This is a genomic window from Niallia laureatilytica, assembly GCF_046613985.1.
Lineage (GTDB): Bacteria > Bacillota > Bacilli > Bacillales > Cytobacillaceae > Niallia.
In genome coordinates, this window is sequence record NZ_JBKKHP010000022.1 from 23,778 (window position 1) to 41,530 (window position 17,753).

Sequence of the window (17,753 nt, forward strand, 5' to 3'; positions counted from 1 at the left end):
AGAGTGTTTCTATTGGCAAAAGATGTACTTTGTGAAGTAAGAAATTGTACTTTTTGGGAAAGCGGAAATTTATGTGGAGCCGATCAAATTTATGTAGTAAGCCATGTAGGTGAACATGCTGATAACAGCAGAGAAACAGATTGTAAAACATTTCAGCCTACAGAATAACGCAAAAAAAGAGAGGACTTTGCCTCTCTTTTTTGTTTACTTGGAATATAACTTCTTCTCTGGTCTGTCTGGAGCAACCAATTCTTCATCAGGATGCTTGCCATAAAGAATAATATCCCTGATTATTTTGGCACCAAGCATGCTGTACACTGTGCCATTTCCCCCATATCCTAAACAATAGAAGATACCATCCTTGCTTGGGTGCTTGCCGATAAATGGTCTGCCGTCTGCAGATTCGCCAAAGGTAGCTCCATAAACATAGTCAACATCCATTACATATTCAGGGAAATGCTCCTTTATTTTCTCCAGCAGTCTTTCTCCATATTTCTTTAATACTTTAGCATCTTGCGGAGCTTCCATTGGATCTTCATCAAGACCGCCTGCTACAATCCTGCCATCATATGTAGTCCGCATATAAAAATACGGTCGTTTCGTCTCCCATATCATGCACTGTCCTTCCCAGCCAGCAAAGTTTTCAAGTCTGCTTGTTGCGATTGCGAAGGAACGATTTAATTCAGCTCCAAGCCGGTCCGTATGAAGTGCGGCTTCATACCCTGTTGAATAAATAATTTTTTTCGCATGAATGATTGCTCCGCTGTCAGCTTTAATTTGCCAATATCCATCTCTAAAGCCTTGCTCCTGTACATTAGTTTGTTCATATACACGGACATTTTGCTTTAAAGCTGCCTCTTTAATAAGCTGAATAACAAGCCTCTGAGGATTAACCTCCGCATCTCCTTCTGTAAGAATAGCAGCAGGCTTTGAGAAGCCGAAGCGCTCCTTCATTTGATTATCATCTAAATATTCAACAGGAAAACCATGTTTTTTCAACATCGCATACTCTGTTTTCAACTTATCTGCATCTGTTTGACTGCTTGCATAATATAAACTTTTTCTTTCTTTGAATTGAACATCTTCTGTTAGAGAACTGGCAATGTCTTTTAAATCTTTCATTGCCTCAAAACACAGTTCGTAAAATCTTACTGCTTTTTCCTCTCCGATTGTTTGAGCAAATTCATGGAGCATCATATCGTTGGAGTATTGTAGAAGTCCTGTATTTGCTGCAGAACTTCCATGCCCTATTTTCCTTTTATCTGCAAGTACAATCTCTAAATCTTCATTTGCTAAGATATTCGCTGCTATAGCTCCAGACATTCCACCGCCAATGATAAGTACATCACAAAAAACATCCTCCTCCAAACGAGGATAGGAAGGAATATCTTTTAATGTATGTGGCCAATACAGCTCTCCATGATATAAATCAAGCCCCATGACAAAGCCCCCTAAAATATATTAGTCTTGGCTATTACAGCCACTCTCTTAATGTTTTTCTGACAATTTTTTTTGAGGCATTCCTCGGAAGCGCTTCTATGAAACGAATTTCTTTCGGTAGCTTATAGGAAGCTAATTTCCTTCTGCATTCTTCCAACACATAACTTTCAGTCAAGTCCGTTCCTTCCTCACATACAATAAAGGCTGCAGGAACTTGTCCCCATTTTTGGTTATCCATTCCGACAACCCCAGCTTCTTTAATTCCTTCTATAGAGGAAATTACCGATTCTAATTCAGCTGGATAAATATTCTCTCCGCCAGAAATAATCAGGTCTGAACGGCGATCAAGTACATACAGGAAGCCTTCTGTATCTTTATACCCTATATCGCCAGTGTGAAACCAGCCATCAGCTGAATGAGCTCCTTTATTCAAATATCCTTTAGACACATTAGGACCATATACAACAATTTCGCCAGCTTCTCCAGCTCCTAATTCATTTCCATCATCATCGACGATTTTCAACTGAGCAGGAAACAAAGGCTTGCCTGCAGAGCCAATCTTCCTTGCAGCATCTTGAGGCGGTAATGTTACAATTTGGGAAGAGGTTTCAGTCATGCCATAAGAGTAATACACTGGAATTCCCTTTTTCATACAGCTTGAAATTAACTCAATAGATGCCGGCCCACCTCCAAGAAGCATGTAACGGAAATACTCTGGAAACGGGCTCGTTGCTGCCTTTTCTATTTTTTGGAGCATTGCTGTCACAACAGACATAATTGTTATTTTTTCCTTCTGCAAATCAGTCAGAACTTGCTGTTCATCAAAAGACTCGTGCAGGACAATTTTCATTCCATATAGCAGACTTCTTATTAATATAGAGTATCCGCTAATATGGAAGACAGGCACAGTACAAAGCCAAACATCCTTTTCGGTCATCCCCGCATTTAACACATTGCCGACAGCGCTCCACCAATGATTTCCGTATGTTTGGATAACACCTTTAGGAAAGCCTGTCGTCCCAGAGGTATACATGATGGTACATGTATCTGCTAAATTTACTGTTTCCTGAACAACAGGCTGCTGAAATGGACCATTTTCCAGCTCTTGATTAAACATCACATTTAAAGAGGGTAATGCACAGACCAATTCCTCTGTCTTTGTATGAAAATCATTGTCTGCAATAAGAGAATGAGATTTGGAGTCTTTGATTTGATACAGCAGTTCATTTGCTGTAAGGCGATTGTTTAAGAGCACGGCTCTTGCTCCCAGCAAATGAAGAGAAAGAAGAGCGATTACAGTGCGAAGATCGTTTTTCACTAAAAAAGCGACATAGTCCCCTTTCGTAATCCCTTTTGCAGTTAATACTCCTGCTGTGTAATATGCTTTTTCATACAGCTCCTGAAAGGTCAATGAAGTATTTTTGTAGACAATTGCCTCTTTGTCAGGTGTTAAAGAAGCTCGGTTCTTCAGGAAATTAGGAAGCAATTCTTCCATATGATTCTCTCCTTTTTAGTTAACAGCATTTGTTTTTTGCAATCAAAACAGGGTGACCCCCATCTTCTCCACTAATAGAGTGGAAAAGATGCTAGAAGTCACCCTTTTTTGGTTTATCCCGTTATTTGAAAATCAAGGAAAACGTGGGAATTGGCCAAAGTCAGGCTTGCGTTTTTCCTTAAAGGAATCGCGTCCTTCTTTTGCTTCATCCGTTGTGTAGTATAGAAGCGTTGCATCTCCAGCAAATTGCTGAATCCCTGCAAGTCCGTCTGTGTCTGCGTTAAACGCCGCTTTCAAGAAACGTAAAGCAGTCGGGCTCTTTTCTAGGATTTCCTCACACCATTTGATTGTCTCTTCTTCCACTTGCTCCAATGGAACAACAGTGTTTACAAGCCCCATATCCAATGCTTCCTGAGCATTGTATTGTCTGCATAAGAACCAGATTTCTTTTGCTTTTTTGTGTCCGACAATGCGAGCTAAATAGCCAGAACCGTAACCTGCGTCAAAGCTTCCTACGTTTGGTCCAGTTTGTCCAAATACAGCATTGTCTGCTGCGATTGTTAAATCACAGACTACATGCAGTACATGGCCGCCACCGATTGCATAGCCTTTAACCATTGCGATAACCGGTTTAGGAATTACACGAATTAATCTTTGCAGGTCCAGAACATTCAAACGAGGAATCTGGTCTTCTCCCACATAGCCGCCATGTCCTCTTACTTTTTGGTCTCCGCCTGAGCAGAAAGCTTTTTCTCCTGCACCAGTCAAGATAATAACACCAACACTGCTGTCATCTCTTGCTCTTGCAAAAGCATCAATTAATTCATTTACCGTTTTTGGTGTAAAGGCATTATGTACATGCGGGCGATTAATCGTAATTTTCGCAATGCCATTGTATGTTTCATAGATAATTTCATCGTAATTGCGCACAGCAACCCATTCTACTGCCATTTATATTTCCTCCTTTTATTTTGCCGAACTTTTATGAAGTCCTCAACTGCTGTTCGACAAAAACTCACTTACTATTGTACCAAAAATTTCAGGTTTCTCCACATGAATTGCATGCCCTGCATCATCCACGTTAATCCACTCGAAGTTTTCGTTTTGTTTTTGCATCTCACCAGCGATCCTGCAAAACTTTTCATCCAGCTTTCCTGTTAACAGCAATGTTGGACACTTCAGCTCTCCTAACCTTTCCCACCAGGAAGGCTGAGAGCCGGTCCCCATTTGTTCAAGGCTGTTGGCAAGACCTACTGGATTATTCATAAGCCTTTGGCTTCTAATTTTTTCTTTTACGTCCTTGCTTAAACGAGTCTGTGTGGCAAATAGGGGAATATTTTCCCATTTGTTCACAAACTTGTTAACTCCTTCTTTTAAAATATAGTTTCCTAATTGCTCATCCATTATCCGTCTTTCTCTTCTTTCCTCTTCTGTTTTCAGACCAGGTGTCGCACTTTCCAGCACTAAATTTCTGACCATGTCAGGATAGATGAATGCAAATGTTAGGGCAAGCCGCCCACCCATGGAATATCCTAAAAGATTTGTTGAATCAACTTCTAACGTATCAAGTAGCTTTTTGATTGCTTTAGCAGCATATTCTATCTTGTAAGGCTGCTGTTCATCAGGTGATGCAGTTTGGCCATGTCCAATAATGTCCATCATGATAATCTGGTGGTTCTTTTCAAAAACAGGGATAAACTGCTGCCAAGTACTAGAATCCCCTGTAAAGCCATGCAGCAGCAATAATGGCTCACCTGAACCGTAAACTTCTACATGGTAGGAGATATTATCGACAACTATATTCATTTGCCTTCATCTCTCAAAAAATGTTGTATTTCCTGGGAAACTTTCGCCATAATCTGACGATGCTCCTTCAAGTTTTCGTCTCTATTTGTCTTTATTTCAAATAATCGGATGCTAAAATTCGACTCTGCATCCGTACATAAAGCTCGTAAGTGATCCCAATTCTCCACAACACTGTATTGTCCACCGTACAAGTTAATAAGATGTTCAAAATTTAAATCTAACGGTGTTCCAAATAATAGTTCAAAATGCTTTGGATGCTGAGCTTGGGGCAAGAAGGAGAATATTCCTCCACCGTTATTGTTAATGAGTATTATCGTAATCGGCACGTCAAATTGCTTTGCTGCAATAAGACCATTCATGTCATGGAAGAAAGTTAAATCCCCCAGCACTAAATACAACGGCTTTCTTTTGGCTGCTCCCACACCAAGAGCTGTAGACACAGTACCATCAATTCCATTAGCCCCTCTGTTCGCATAAATAGAAATATTCTTTGCTTGTTTATGAAAGAATGTATCCAAATCTCTGATAGGCATACTGTTGCCTACAAACAATACAGAATTGTCAGGGATAAGATCTGCTAACAAATGAAATAGCTTCGCTTCACTTAGTTCAGTTATATCTGCTACCTGACTTATTTCTTGTTTTGTTTTCTCATTGAGACTGGTCCAAAGCTGTCTGTGGTTTCCCTTACTGTGCTCGACATGTTCAATCAGTTTCCTGCAGAATGTTGTTTCATCACAATAAACCATTTCAGCTGTCAGCTGATTAGGATCTCTGAAACCAGCACCGCCGTCGACTACTATTTGCAGAGCTTCTAATTCCCTCATATATATAGTGAGGGGCTTGCTGACAGGCATGCTTCCAAAACGAATGATAACCTCAGGAACTAATGCTTGCTTTACATCCTCGTTCCGTAAAAAAACATCATATGTGTCGACAATCAGATTATCGGGATCCTCCATGGATCGAAGCTGTGATAATGGATCAGCGAGGATAGGGAAATCGAGTGCTTTTGCTAACTCCAATATTGCCTCCGAAAAATTCCCATCGTTCATTTCTCCGCAAACAATAATTCCTTTAGAAAAGCCTGTAAGCCTTGCTGCAAGTCCTTTTACATATTCATCTGAAACAGTTAGTTCCCCATTAATGATTTGTAAATATGGATCATCCGCTTCATACTTCTCTAACTGATTAAAATCTGGGATGAGCGGTTCGCGAAATGGAAGGTTCAAATGGACTGGACCTTTAGGTTCCTTTGTTGCTGCGGCAACAGCCCTTGCACTGACGGTTTTAACATAACGCAGCATTTCTGGAGCTGCATCAGGCGGAGACATTTCCATAAACCATTTTACTTGGTTTCCATACAAGTTTATTTGATCTATTGCCTGAGGTGCACCGACATCCCTCAGCTCATGAGGTCTGTCCGCCGTTAAGACAATCAGCGGTATTCTTGAGATTTTTGCCTCCACAATAGCAGGAAAATAGTTTGCAGCCGCCGTACCGGAAGTGCAAACTAAAACAGTGGGCTCCTTTAAGGCTTTTGCCATCCCTAAAGCATAAAAAGCAGCAGACCGTTCATCCACATGAACATGGACATTTACATGAGTATGCTCAGCCATTAACAAAGCAATCGGCGTTGAACGAGAACCGGGGCTAATAACAGCATTTTTAATCCCGTTTCGGACCAGCTCATTTACGAATGACTGTAAATAAGCAGTTAAGTTTTCTTGATGGTTCATCCTAACTTACCTCCTAGTGCAGAAAGCATCGGTTTGAATTTTATTGCCGTTTCCTTGAACTCTGATTCCGCATCAGAATCTTTTACTACACCGCAACCCGCAAACAATGAAGCTTCCTTGTTTTGAATAAGAGCAGAGCGGATACTCACGGCAAACTCGCCATTACCTTGATAATCCATCCAGCCTATTGGAGCTCCGTAAAGCCCTCTATCCAAAAATTCCGCCTCGCGGATTTTTTCAATAGCCTGCTTTTGCGGATAACCGCCTAATGCAGGTGTCGGATGTAATAATTCTATAAGTGAAAATATAGAAGCTGAATTTTTTAAACTTCCTGTAACTGGAGTAAATAAATGTTGAATATCTCTCATCTTTATGAGGCTAGGCTCTGCTGGGATATCAAAAGTGCTGCACACCTTTTCCATCGCCCCTTTTATCATTTGCACAACATAATCATGCTCCATCCTGTTTTTCGGGTCATTCAGCAGTTCTAAGCCGAGTGCTTCATCTTCTTCTGCACTGCTTCCTCTTGCAATAGATCCTGCTAAGCATACGGAAAAGACTTGTTTACCTGATTTTTTGACAAGTCTTTCTGGTGAAGCACCGATAAAACAATCTTCCCCTGATTCTAATGCAAACACATAGCTGTTTTTTTGTCTGTTCAATAAATTTTGGAGGACAGATTCAACGGAAATTACCTTTTCAAAACTTAAGCGGCTTTCCCTTGCCAGTACAACCTTTTTTAACGATTGTCCCAGTTCCTGAACTACCTCTTCTACCATCTTCTTCCATTCAATACCATTAATTTCTGTACAGTCGAGCAGCTTATTTGTCAGTGTTTCGCTTGAGAAAGATTCATTGCTTTTTGGCATTTTCTGTAAACACGCTTTCAGTCTCTCATTTACTTGATCAGAATCTCCGAACTGGTTAACTGTAAGGTATTGCTCGCCATCTATTTCACTAAACATGATGGATGGCAAGTAAAAATACGCGTTTTGAAAGTTTTCCCACAAATCTGTCCGTTCCTTCAAAGGATCAAACGCAAAACCGCCGAACAGAACCGGGCCAACCCCTGCAGTGTTAAATGGATTATTTATTTCACTGTTCTCAAGTAGCTCATGCCATTTTTTTTCAATCACTTCATAAGTATGCTCTTGCTTGCTGGATTGAATTGTTTTGCAAATGCCAATTCCAGCGTATATGGAAGTACCATCAGGGCTTTTCCAAAAAAATCGTTTTCCTTTATATTTATTATTCTGAGCATAAAAAGATAAAAAATCCCTTCTCTGCTCTAACTTAATCACCTTGCTTCTTAAAATAGAAGTGGACGCTTTTACTGCACTGCCTTCTAACAGAAGTCCTTTACTTTCTTTCATTACCTTGTAAATCCCCCTATAAGATCAGCCATTCCATATTGGTTTATAGCTCTGACCTTGAACTGAACTGCGATAATATCTATTCATATGCTCACAAATGTTCAATTTGACTTATTTTAAGATACACCTCCATTTCCTATTATGTCAATGATGTTATCCTATATTTCCGAATCCTGGTTTGTTATATTTGGATAGCTAAATAACTACTTCTTTTATGTTTATTATTCTTTACACAATGGAGCACTTTTACTTACATGTTTTAAGTGGGCTTAAGGCGGGAACGGTACAGTATGGACATTGGGACATGCATAAATTAATTACTTAAGGATGTGAGATCATGCTTACAAAAGAACAATTAGCATCGTTACAAAAGCAATTGGAAGATAGAAAAGAACAATTAACAAATAGATTAGATGGTAAAGAGGAAGAAACAATGCAAGACTCTGTCGGAGAGTTATCGACATATGACAATCATCCGGCCGATATGGGAACAGAATTATTTGAACGAGGCCGTGACCTAGCGTTAGAAGAGCATGACCAAGCTGAGCTAGATAATATTAATTCTGCTTTAAAAGCGATCCAAGATGGAACATATGGTATTTGTGAAGTTTCCGGAAAAGAGATTCCATATGAACGGTTGGAAGCAATGCCTACTGCCACAACATTAATTGAATACAGTGACCGGGAGTTAAATATGGACCGGCCTGTAGAGGAAGACATATTAGAGCCTGCACACGGCAATGTTTTCCGACACAGCGATACTGCTGAAATCCGTGACTATCAAGATAGCTTTCAAGAAGTTGCCCGTTACGGAACATCCGAAACCCCTGCAGACTTAAAAGGTGATTATGAAGATTATGACAGCCTTTATTCTGACAATGAACAAAACGGCGGCTTTCCAGAAGACTATGAATCCTTTACGGCAAGTAATATAACTGCCCAAAAGCGCGAAGTTTACCGTTCAGATGAAGAGAAGGAGTATGAAGATACCCTCAATGATGCTGGAACAGACGCTCCATTTGGTGATGTTCCCTACAAAAATAGAGACAGTTATACAGATGATAAGAACTAAAAAAAAAGCGATTGTCAGCTAGCTAAGTGACAATCGCCCTTCCCCTTATTTTAAGGCTTTAATATTCCAAATTTCAGCCGCATATTCTTTAATTGTGCGGTCACTCGAAAAATGTCCCGCTTTTGCAATGTTGACTGTACATTTCTCCAGCCATTGCTGTTTATTCTTATAAGCTTTGTCTACCTCATCTTGAATACAGGCATAGGAGTGAAAATCTTTTAGCAGGAAGTACTGGTCATTCTCCGTTAATAAGGAGTCGACAATTGGTTCAAATTCATTGAGATTTGTTGATAAATGGCCATTCTTCAGCTGGTCAACAACTTGATGAATTCGCTTATCATGATGATAATATTCAGCCGACTTGTATCCTCCATTTTTATATAATTCTAGCACTTGGTCTGCATTCATGCCGAATATAAAAATATTGTCATCGCCAACTAAATCCCTCATCTCAATATTAGCACCATCAAGTGTTCCAACAGTCAAAGCTCCGTTTATCATAAATTTCATATTTCCGGTACCAGATGCCTCTTTGCTTGCAGTAGAAATCTGTTCACTTACATCTGCAGCAGGAAAAATATGCTCTGCAAGGGAAACACGGTAATTCTCTAAAAACACAACCTTTATCTTGTCTTCAATTGCTTTATCTTGATTGATTTTATCGGCGACTGAATTGATGAGCTTGATGATTTTCTTCGCATAATAATAGCCTGGTGAAGCCTTCGCGCCAAATACAAATGTCCTAGGAGTAATAGGTAAGGATGGATTCTCTTTAATGCGGTTATATAGATGCATGATATGCAGGACATTCAATAACTGCCGCTTGTATGCATGCAGTCTTTTTACTTGAATATCAAAAATAGATTGCGGGTCAACTATAATTCCATTATTCTCCTTGATGATACGTGCTAATTTCCGTTTATTTTCCTGTTTTACTGCGTCAAGCTGCTCTAAAAAAACAGAGTCGTGCTTGTATTCTAACAGCTTCTCAAGGCTCGAAGGGGTTTGAACCCACTCTGTACCGATTGTATCACTGATAAGATCTGCAAGCTTAGGATTGGATTTAATCAGCCAGCGTCTATGGGTTATTCCATTTGTTTTATTGTTGAATTTTTCAGGGAAGATTTGATAGAAAGCAGCCATTTCCCTCTTTTTCAAAATCTCTGTATGAATTTCTGCCACGCCATTAACACTATGGCTTCCTACTAAAGCTAAGTGCGCCATCTTAACCATACCATGGGCGATGATAGCCATATTCTCAATCCGGCCGAAATCTCCTGGATATAGCTCCCATAGCTGTTTGCAAAAACGTTCATTTATCTCATCAATAATCATATAGATTCTAGGCAACAAAGGCTGAAAAATAGAAATCGGCCATTTTTCCAATGCCTCAGAAAGGGTTGTATGATTTGTATAGGAAATAGCTCCTGTTGTTATGGTCCAAGCCTCTTCCCAGCTAAGCCCTTCTTTATCAAGCAATATCCTCATTAATTCCGGGATTGCCAATACAGGATGTGTATCATTTATATGGATGCTTACATGCTCATGAAACTCTTTTATGTCTTTATATTGCTGTTTGTAATCCTTGATGATAGACTGCAGGCTCGAAGAAACTAAAAAATATTGCTGTTTCAAGCGCAATATTTTACCTTCATCATGTGCATCATCAGGATAAAGAAACTCTGAAATCGCTTCTGTTTCTCTTTTGTATTTCATGATGTCCCCAACATCCTTAGCGAGCAGTGACGCAGGCTCTGCATTCCATAGCCTCAGCGTATTAACGGTACTGCTGCTATAACCGATAACAGGGATATCGTGAGGGACAGCGGTTACAGTTTCAGCATTTAAATGCCGAAACTGCAGTCTTCCATCCTTTTCAAACGAATCAATATTGCCCCAAAAGGAAATATCTACAGCTAGATCCTCTTTCCGGACTTCCCAAACCTGCCCTTGCTTTAACCATTGCTCTGGCAGTTCTAATTGATATCCATCGACAATTCTCTGCTCAAATAATCCATGCTTGTAACGGATTCCAAAGCCGTGGCCGGGAAGATTCAAGGTTGCCAATGAATCTAGGAAGCATGCAGCAAGCCTTCCCAGCCCTCCATTGCCAAGACCTGCATCACATTCAATTTCTTCTACGTCTAGCAGGTCGATTCCTAATTCAGAAAGCCCCTCTTCCACTACTTTATCAATTCCTAAGTTAATTAAATTATGGTGCAGTAATCTGCCCAATAAGAATTCTATTGATAAGTAATACACTTGTTTTCCTTTATTTCTGCGGTAAAGCTCATTTGTATTAATCCAATCTCCGCTAACATACTCCCTGATCATATGTCCTAATGTCTGGAAGTGATCGCTGCTGGTACAATCTTCAAACGGTTTGCCGTAAGTCATCTCAAGCTTTTGCAAAAAATAAGTCTTAAAATTTTCTTTGTTAGAAAACATGTGTTTCACTCCTTGAGATAAGCTCAGCATATAGTTGGTTATATTTAAATGCTGACTGTGCCCAGCTATTGTCCATTGTCATTGCATTTTTGACAATAGTGCTCCATACGTCTTTGTCATGAAAGAATTGTAGGGCTCTTCGGATAGTATAGAGCATGTCGTGAGCATTGAAATTAGTGAAACTAAAACCATTTCCGCTATTAGTAAGTTCATTGTATGAAAACACTGTGTCATTTAATCCCCCTGTCTCCCTGACAATTGGGATATTCCCGTACTGCAATGCAATCAGCTGGCCTAGCCCACATGGTTCAAACTTGGATGGCATAAGGAACAGGTCTGCACCGGCATATATCTTATGTGCCAAGCTTTCATCAAAACCAATATATGCTTTGCATTTATCGGGATATTTGAACTCCATTTCTCTAAAGAAATTCTCAAATTCAGCATCTCCTGTGCCCAGCACAAGAAATTGCACATCCTCCTCCATGATTTCATGGAAGACATGCCGTACTAACTCAAGCCCTTTTTGGCTGGTCAGCCTCGTTATCATTGATATCATTGGAATGGACGCATCCTCTTTTAATCCAAACAGCTTTTGGACTTCAAGTTTATTTTGGACCTTTCCACTAATATTTGTATTCGAGTATTTTTGAATAATGACATCATCTGTTGCAGGATTGTATACTTCTTCGTCTATTCCATTGATGATACCATTTAAGTCACTCTGCCTTAAATGTAAAAGCTGGTTGAGCTTTTCTCCGTAATAGTCTGTTTGTATTTCATTCATATAGGTTGGGCTGACAGTTGTTATTTTGTCAGAAGCAATTAAGGCGGCCTTCATAAAGTTGACATTTCCATAAAACTCTAGCTGATCTGTTGTAAAGTAATCATCATTTAAGTTCAGCATATCTCCAAGGGCCCCTCTTGGCATAATCCCTTGGAACTGAAGATTATGTATAGTAAATACTGTCTTAATCTGACTGTATTCTCGTCTCCATTTATAATCCACATTCAGCAGGAACGGAATCATTGCCGTATGCCAATCATGACAATGGATAATATCTGGATAATAAGATAGATAGGAGAGGCTTTCTAAGACAGCCCTGTTAAAGAATGAGAACCTTTCTCCATCATCGAAATAGCCGTATAGCCCCGGTCTTTTAAAGTAGTATTCATTGTCTATAAAATAAAAAGTGATGCCGTCTTGCTCGAGCTTTTCGATGCCGCAGTATTGATTTCTCCACCCTACCTGCACACGGAAGTCCATTACCTTCTCCAAGTCTTTTAGTAACTTCTCGGGAATGTCCCGATACTTTGGCATAATGATCGTTACCTCTGTTCCTTGTTTCACAAGCTCTTTCGGAAGAGAACCGGCAACATCAGCCAGTCCTCCAGATTTGATAAATGGTACACATTCTGATACTGCAAACATTACTTTCACGAATTCATCAACGCTCCTTGCACTGTCCCTTTTCTAACGACAAATGGTGTATTTTTGCTGCCTGTCATAACCGTTTCATTTCCTACCATAACATCTTTATCTAAAATTACATTTTCTAATACACAATCATCCCCAATAGAGCATTTTTGCATGATGATGCAGTTTTTAAGGCGTGAACCTTTGCCAATTTTCACAGCCCTAGAAATAATGCTGTTTTCTACATCTCCTTCAATAATGCAGCCATTAGCGATCATTGAGTTTTTCACTTCTCCTGTACTCGTATAGCGGGTAGGTGGTTCATCCTTCACCTTTGTAAAGATTGGCCTTTCCTTAATGAAAAGCTGATTCCACGTTTCTGCACGCAGTATTTCTTTACTTACTTCAAAATAAGCAGAAATAGAGTCGATTTTTTCCGCATAACCGTTGAATTCATAGTGGCAGATTTTATATTCATGATTGAGGTCAAGCATGACATCCTTCATGCATGTATAGCCTGTAATATCTCTTGTTAAGATTAAGTCTATTAATAGAGATTTCTTGATTAAATATATTTCTAGTGAATCTCCATTGTTGGTGATTTCAGTGATATCACAGCCAGAGGTAAGATGGCGTATTAGGACGGGGTTAAAGTCCATGTTAAAAACAGTAAAGCAATTTGCTACTAAAGCATATTCCTGTTTGCTTCGATAAAAATAATCCATATTTGCGGCAAACTGATTAAAAGATCCTATTCCTTCACTATCTCCATCCGTAATGGATGCTGGAAAGAAAAATAATCCGTCTCTTTTTCTGTCTAAGTCCCAATTTTTCCCGGATCCAAGATGATCCATTAATGATCGGTATTGGTACTTTGGAAAGATAGCGACACTGCCTATTCCTGAATTAACCATATTAGAAAGGACGAAATCAATAAGCCTATATCTCCCTCCAATTGGTAAGGCAGCAAGAGTCCTATGCGAAATTAATTCCTCCAAATCATGTTGATATGTTGTAGCATCAATTACCCCTAGCATTGTTCTTAACACTAAAAACCCCTCCCTAGTCTCTGTTGTTAATCAGGATATAAACGCACTAACCATTTCTTCTGTTACGAGCACAACGTCGTTATTACCTTCTTTTGGCTTAATAACCATTCCATCCGGTATCTCGATATCTGACGGAACGATTGCCTTTTCGATATAAGTATTTTCGCCAATCCGAGCATCGGGCATAATAACAGAGCTTCGGACGATTGAACCTGTTCCTACATTTACACCTTGAAAAACAATGGATTTTTCAATATTGCCACTAATCGTGCAGCCTTCATTTATTAATGACTCTTTAACTATTGCATCACTAGAAATATATTGGGGCGGATGGTTAGGATTAACTGTGTAAATTCTCCAATTATAATCTGATATATTCAGTTCACTAGAATTATCTAACAAGTCCATATTGGCTTCCCACAAGCTTTGGACTGTACCAACATCCTTCCAATAGCCTTTGAATGGGTAAGCGACTACCTTCCGTTTCTTCTCAATCAGCATCGGTATAATATCTTTTCCGAAGTCATGGGTTGAATGGCTGTTTTTATCATCCTCTTCCAGCAATTCCTTCAGCACTTTCCACTTAAAGATGTAAATGCCCATGGAAGCGAGATTGTTCTTCGGCTTTTTTGGTTTTTCTTCAAACTCAATGATATCCATCTCTTCATTCGTGTTCATGATACCGAACCTGCTTGCCTCACTCCATGGCACCTCTATAACAGAAATAGAAGCATCTGCCTGCTTCTGAATATGATAGTCTAACATCCATTCATAATTCATCTTGTATATGTGGTCACCTGAAAGAATCAGCACATATTCTGGATCATATTGAGAGAGATAATTTTGATTTTGGTAAATGGCACTGGCTGTGCCTGTATACCATTTCACCTCTGATGATTCGCTGTATGGAGGCAGCACAGTGACACCTCCATTTACCCTATCCAAATCCCAGGCACTGCCAATTCCGATATAGGAATTTAACACAAGAGGTTGATATTGTGTCAGCACACCTACTGTTTCAATTCCTGAATTGGAGCAATTACTCAAAGTAAAATCAATAATACGATACTTACCTCCGAATGGAATGGCTGGCTTTGCCAGCTTTTTTGTCAAAGAGTAAAGTCTACTTCCCTTTCCTCCCGCTAATAGCATTGCGACGCACCGTTTCTTTCCCATTCTCTTTTCTCCCCTTCCGATGTTGAACAGGCCGTAATATGATGATGCTAAAAGCTGGAATCGTCACTGGAACGGAATATGGCTTTCCGTGGAACGAAGTCTCATTGGCCTTTATCATTTTTTTATTTATATAGTTGGCTCCTCCAAACCTCTCATCATCGCTGTTCAATATCTCTCTATAGCTGCCAGCCTTTGGTACGCCAATTAAATAATTCTCATAAGTTTGATAAGTAAAGTTGCAGATAACTACTAGGAAATCTTCCTCCTTTTCTCCTTGTCTAATAAAGGAGAAAACAGATTGTTCATGGTTGTTAGCATCAATCCAATCAAATCCTTCGTGGAGATGATCCAATTCATACAGGGGTTTAGAGCGTTTATACAGCTTCAGCACTTCTTTGAAGAATACATTTGCCTTTTCATGCATTTCATAATCCATCAGCATCCAATCAAGCTGTTCTTTATCCTTCCACTCTGAAAACTGTGCAAGCTCCGCTCCCATAAATAATAGTTTCTTTCCTGGGTGTGTCATCATATATCCGATTAATAAACGGAACTGCGCAAATTTTTGCCAATAATCACCAGGCATTTTATTTAGGAGTGATTTTTTTCCATGAACAACTTCATCATGGGAAAGAGGTAAAGCAAAATTCTCCGAAAAAGCATAGAGCAAAGAAAAAGTAATTTTATTGTGCTCATGTTTTCTATTGGATGAGTCTGTTTCCATATATGACAGTAAATCATTCATCCAACCCATATTCCATTTATAATGAAATCCTAGACCTCCATAATGTACTGGAGCAGTAACTTGGGGTAGATCGCTTGAATCCTCTGCAAACATCAGAACGGTAGGATCATATTGACAGACGGTTGTGTTTAGCTTTCTTAAGAATTCAACTCCAAATGGGTTAAGCGAATTCTCGCCAGAGTTTGGCCAGTAAATAATATTAGAAACTGCATCAACCCTAAAACCATCAACATGAAAATAATCCATCCAAAAGATCGCGTTGGAAATTAAAAAGCTATGTACTTCCATTCTTCCTAAATCAAAGTTTGCTGTTCCCCATACAAGATTTTCCCTGTCATTAGCATTCGGGTAGTCAAATTGGCTGGAGCCGTCAAATTGATATAAGCCATGAGCATCCTTGCAAAAATGTCCTGGAGCCCAATCTAACAGAACTCCCAGCCCATTCTGATGACATTGATCCACAAAATACATAAAATCCTTCGGCTCGCCAAATCTGCTCGTCGCAGAGTAATACCCAGTGCCTTGATATCCCCAGGAAATATCTAAAGGATGTTCTACTATTGGCAGTATTTCTATATGGGTAAATCCAAGCTCGATTACATAAGGGATAAGCTCATCTGCTAATTCTCGGTATGTATAAAGAGATCCGTCTTCTTTCAGTTTCCAAGATCCTAGATGTACTTCATAAATAGAAACCGGCTCTTTCAAAAAATTTTTTTTCTTCTTTCTTTGAATCCATCTTGCATCATTCCATTTGTAACCTTCCAATGAATAGACGATGGATGCGGTGTTCGGCCTCACTTCCGAATAAAAGGCAAAAGGATCAGCCTTCAAGTGCTTCCTCCCATCCTGACCAGTGATTTCATACTTATATAAAGCTCCGGTCAAATCTTTGGAAATACTGATATGCCATATTCCTTCTTTATTTATTCTTTGAAGGTCATACTGTTCACCTTGCCAATTATTGAAATCTCCTACTAAACGAACAGTCTTAGCATTCGGTGCCCACACACAAAATACCGTACAAATTTCTCCGTTCTCTTCCTTTACATGAGATCCAAACAATTGATAGCTTTCAAATAGATTGCCTTCATGAAATAAATGCTGCTGAAATTCAGTTGGGAATACTGTCTCCACATTCATCCTACTTTCTATGACTATTGATTTGATTCGACTGCAAAAAAAAATATAATTTGTACAAACCGTTTTCCCTTTTTTGCTAGTTTTAAAACTATATGATTAAAAAGGGGAAGCAATTCGAAAAAGGATAAAATTATTCATTTAAATGTAATATTCTATTAACATTAATCTAAATCCTTTTTAAGTTTTTTTAAAATTTTATGACAATAAATAACTTTTTATGTTTGCTCTCCGAAAAATAGCAGTGGATTTTTATAACATAGTTTACATTCATTTAAGAAAGGATATTAAAGTAAGAAATAAAGGAGGGATTTGCTGATGAGTAAAAGCGAAGAAGAATATCTTTTAGAACAAAATCAAAAAGATCCTAGTCCCTATTTTGATGCACCAGACAAGAAGATTCTAGCCGCAGATATTTTCCGAGGTCCTCATACAGGAATGTTCTCTGATTTTGACCTGAATAATCCTGGTCAAAAGCTGATGACAGACAGGGACAAGCTTGAGGAAGATATAAAGAAGGGTAACTTTTAGCACTAAATAGCTTATGTCTATCTATGCTGATATAAGCCTAGACTTTTATAAAATATAGTCTATCTTTTTGAGTTATCCACAGGCATAAGCTAAAAAAAACAATAGAAAGAGCTGTTGGCAATATACCAACAGCTCTTTCTATTGTAAGTATGACCCATACGGGATTCGAACCCGTGTTACCGCCGTGAAAGGGCGGTGTCTTAACCGCTTGACCAATGGGCCGTCTGGCGGAGAAGGAGGGATTTGAACCCTCGCGCCGCTTACGCGACCTACACCCTTAGCAGGGGCGCCTCTTCAGCCTCTTGAGTACTTCCCCAAAAAA

14 protein-coding genes and 2 tRNA genes are annotated in these 17,753 nt (G+C 39.3%); 3 read left to right on the forward strand and 13 right to left on the reverse strand.

The annotated features are described in order from the left end of the window. Positions 1-12: 12 nt before the first annotated feature. Entirely contained in the window at positions 13-168 is a 156-nt protein-coding gene (locus ACLIJJ_RS25955; RefSeq protein WP_233317593.1) for a DUF1540 domain-containing protein, read from the forward strand. 36 nt (positions 169-204) lie between these two features. Here the strand turns inward: ACLIJJ_RS25955 and ACLIJJ_RS25960 are convergent, their stop codons facing one another. The 6 genes from ACLIJJ_RS25960 to ACLIJJ_RS25985 all read right to left on the reverse strand — a co-directional run bounded on the left by ACLIJJ_RS25960 (position 205) and on the right by ACLIJJ_RS25985 (position 7,853). Continuing rightward, entirely contained in the window at positions 205-1,440 is a 1,236-nt protein-coding gene (locus ACLIJJ_RS25960) for an NAD(P)/FAD-dependent oxidoreductase (RefSeq protein ID WP_411411913.1), read from the reverse strand. Positions 1,441-1,474: 34 nt separating this feature from the next. Next, positions 1,475-2,935, reverse strand: coding sequence for an o-succinylbenzoate--CoA ligase (locus tag ACLIJJ_RS25965; protein WP_341078241.1), 1,461 nt, complete (start codon positions 2,933-2,935; stop codon positions 1,475-1,477). Between the two features lie 132 nt (positions 2,936-3,067). Then, positions 3,068-3,886: a 1,4-dihydroxy-2-naphthoyl-CoA synthase gene (gene menB / locus ACLIJJ_RS25970; RefSeq protein WP_127736786.1), complete on the reverse strand. Its 819-nt coding sequence runs from the start codon at positions 3,884-3,886 to the stop codon at positions 3,068-3,070. 42 nt (positions 3,887-3,928) lie between these two features. Further along, positions 3,929-4,741: a 2-succinyl-6-hydroxy-2,4-cyclohexadiene-1-carboxylate synthase gene (gene menH / locus ACLIJJ_RS25975; protein WP_251646806.1), complete on the reverse strand. Its 813-nt coding sequence runs from the start codon at positions 4,739-4,741 to the stop codon at positions 3,929-3,931. After that, complete coding sequence (menD, locus tag ACLIJJ_RS25980; RefSeq protein ID WP_233317584.1) at positions 4,738-6,480, reverse strand: 2-succinyl-5-enolpyruvyl-6-hydroxy-3-cyclohexene-1-carboxylic-acid synthase; 1,743 nt, start codon at positions 6,478-6,480, stop codon at positions 4,738-4,740. Before menD ends, menH begins: the two co-directional genes overlap by 4 nt. Then, positions 6,477-7,853 carry an isochorismate synthase gene (locus tag ACLIJJ_RS25985; protein ID WP_411411914.1) on the reverse strand — a complete coding sequence of 459 codons (1,377 nt, stop codon included), beginning with the start codon at positions 7,851-7,853 and terminating at the stop codon, positions 6,477-6,479. Before ACLIJJ_RS25985 ends, menD begins: the two co-directional genes overlap by 4 nt. Before the next feature lie 337 nt (positions 7,854-8,190). Between ACLIJJ_RS25985 and ACLIJJ_RS25990 the strand changes: the two genes are divergently transcribed. Next, positions 8,191-8,925 (forward strand): TraR/DksA C4-type zinc finger protein, encoded by a 735-nt coding sequence (locus tag ACLIJJ_RS25990; RefSeq protein ID WP_237941825.1) that lies wholly within the window; start codon positions 8,191-8,193, stop codon positions 8,923-8,925. Between the two features lie 45 nt (positions 8,926-8,970). On the opposite strand, the gene ACLIJJ_RS25995 is transcribed toward ACLIJJ_RS25990, so the two are convergent. Genes ACLIJJ_RS25995 through glgB form a run of 5 tightly spaced genes read right to left on the reverse strand, consistent with a single transcriptional unit; the run spans position 8,971 to position 16,903 of the window. Next, a complete protein-coding gene (locus ACLIJJ_RS25995; protein WP_251646798.1) occupies positions 8,971-11,373 on the reverse strand; it encodes a glycogen/starch/alpha-glucan phosphorylase in 2,403 nt (800 codons plus the stop codon). Next, positions 11,363-12,814, reverse strand: a complete 1,452-nt coding sequence (glgA, locus tag ACLIJJ_RS26000; RefSeq protein ID WP_411411915.1) for a glycogen synthase GlgA — start codon at positions 12,812-12,814, stop codon at positions 11,363-11,365. Before glgA ends, ACLIJJ_RS25995 begins: the two co-directional genes overlap by 11 nt. Then, positions 12,811-13,839 (reverse strand): GlgC family sugar phosphate nucleotidyltransferase, encoded by a 1,029-nt coding sequence (locus ACLIJJ_RS26005; RefSeq protein ID WP_233317574.1) that lies wholly within the window; start codon positions 13,837-13,839, stop codon positions 12,811-12,813. The genes glgA and ACLIJJ_RS26005 overlap by 4 nt, the downstream gene beginning before the upstream one ends. Before the next feature lie 30 nt (positions 13,840-13,869). Next, on the reverse strand, positions 13,870-15,015 hold the full coding sequence (locus tag ACLIJJ_RS26010) for a glucose-1-phosphate adenylyltransferase (RefSeq protein WP_233317572.1): 1,146 nt from the start codon (positions 15,013-15,015) through the stop codon (positions 13,870-13,872). Continuing rightward, positions 14,963-16,903 carry a 1,4-alpha-glucan branching protein GlgB gene (gene glgB / locus ACLIJJ_RS26015; RefSeq protein WP_411411916.1) on the reverse strand — a complete coding sequence of 647 codons (1,941 nt, stop codon included), beginning with the start codon at positions 16,901-16,903 and terminating at the stop codon, positions 14,963-14,965. Before glgB ends, ACLIJJ_RS26010 begins: the two co-directional genes overlap by 53 nt. A 315-nt stretch (positions 16,904-17,218) precedes the next feature. On the opposite strand from glgB, the gene ACLIJJ_RS26020 reads away from it, so the two are divergent. Further along, on the forward strand, positions 17,219-17,431 hold the full coding sequence (locus tag ACLIJJ_RS26020; RefSeq protein WP_233317568.1) for a hypothetical protein: 213 nt from the start codon (positions 17,219-17,221) through the stop codon (positions 17,429-17,431). A gap of 150 nt (positions 17,432-17,581) precedes the next feature. On the opposite strand, the gene ACLIJJ_RS26025 is transcribed toward ACLIJJ_RS26020, so the two are convergent. After that, a tRNA-Glu gene (locus tag ACLIJJ_RS26025) sits at positions 17,582-17,653 on the reverse strand. A 3-nt stretch (positions 17,654-17,656) separates the two neighbouring features. Further along, a tRNA-Ser gene (locus ACLIJJ_RS26030) sits at positions 17,657-17,747 on the reverse strand. Between the last annotated feature and the right edge of the window lie 6 nt (positions 17,748-17,753).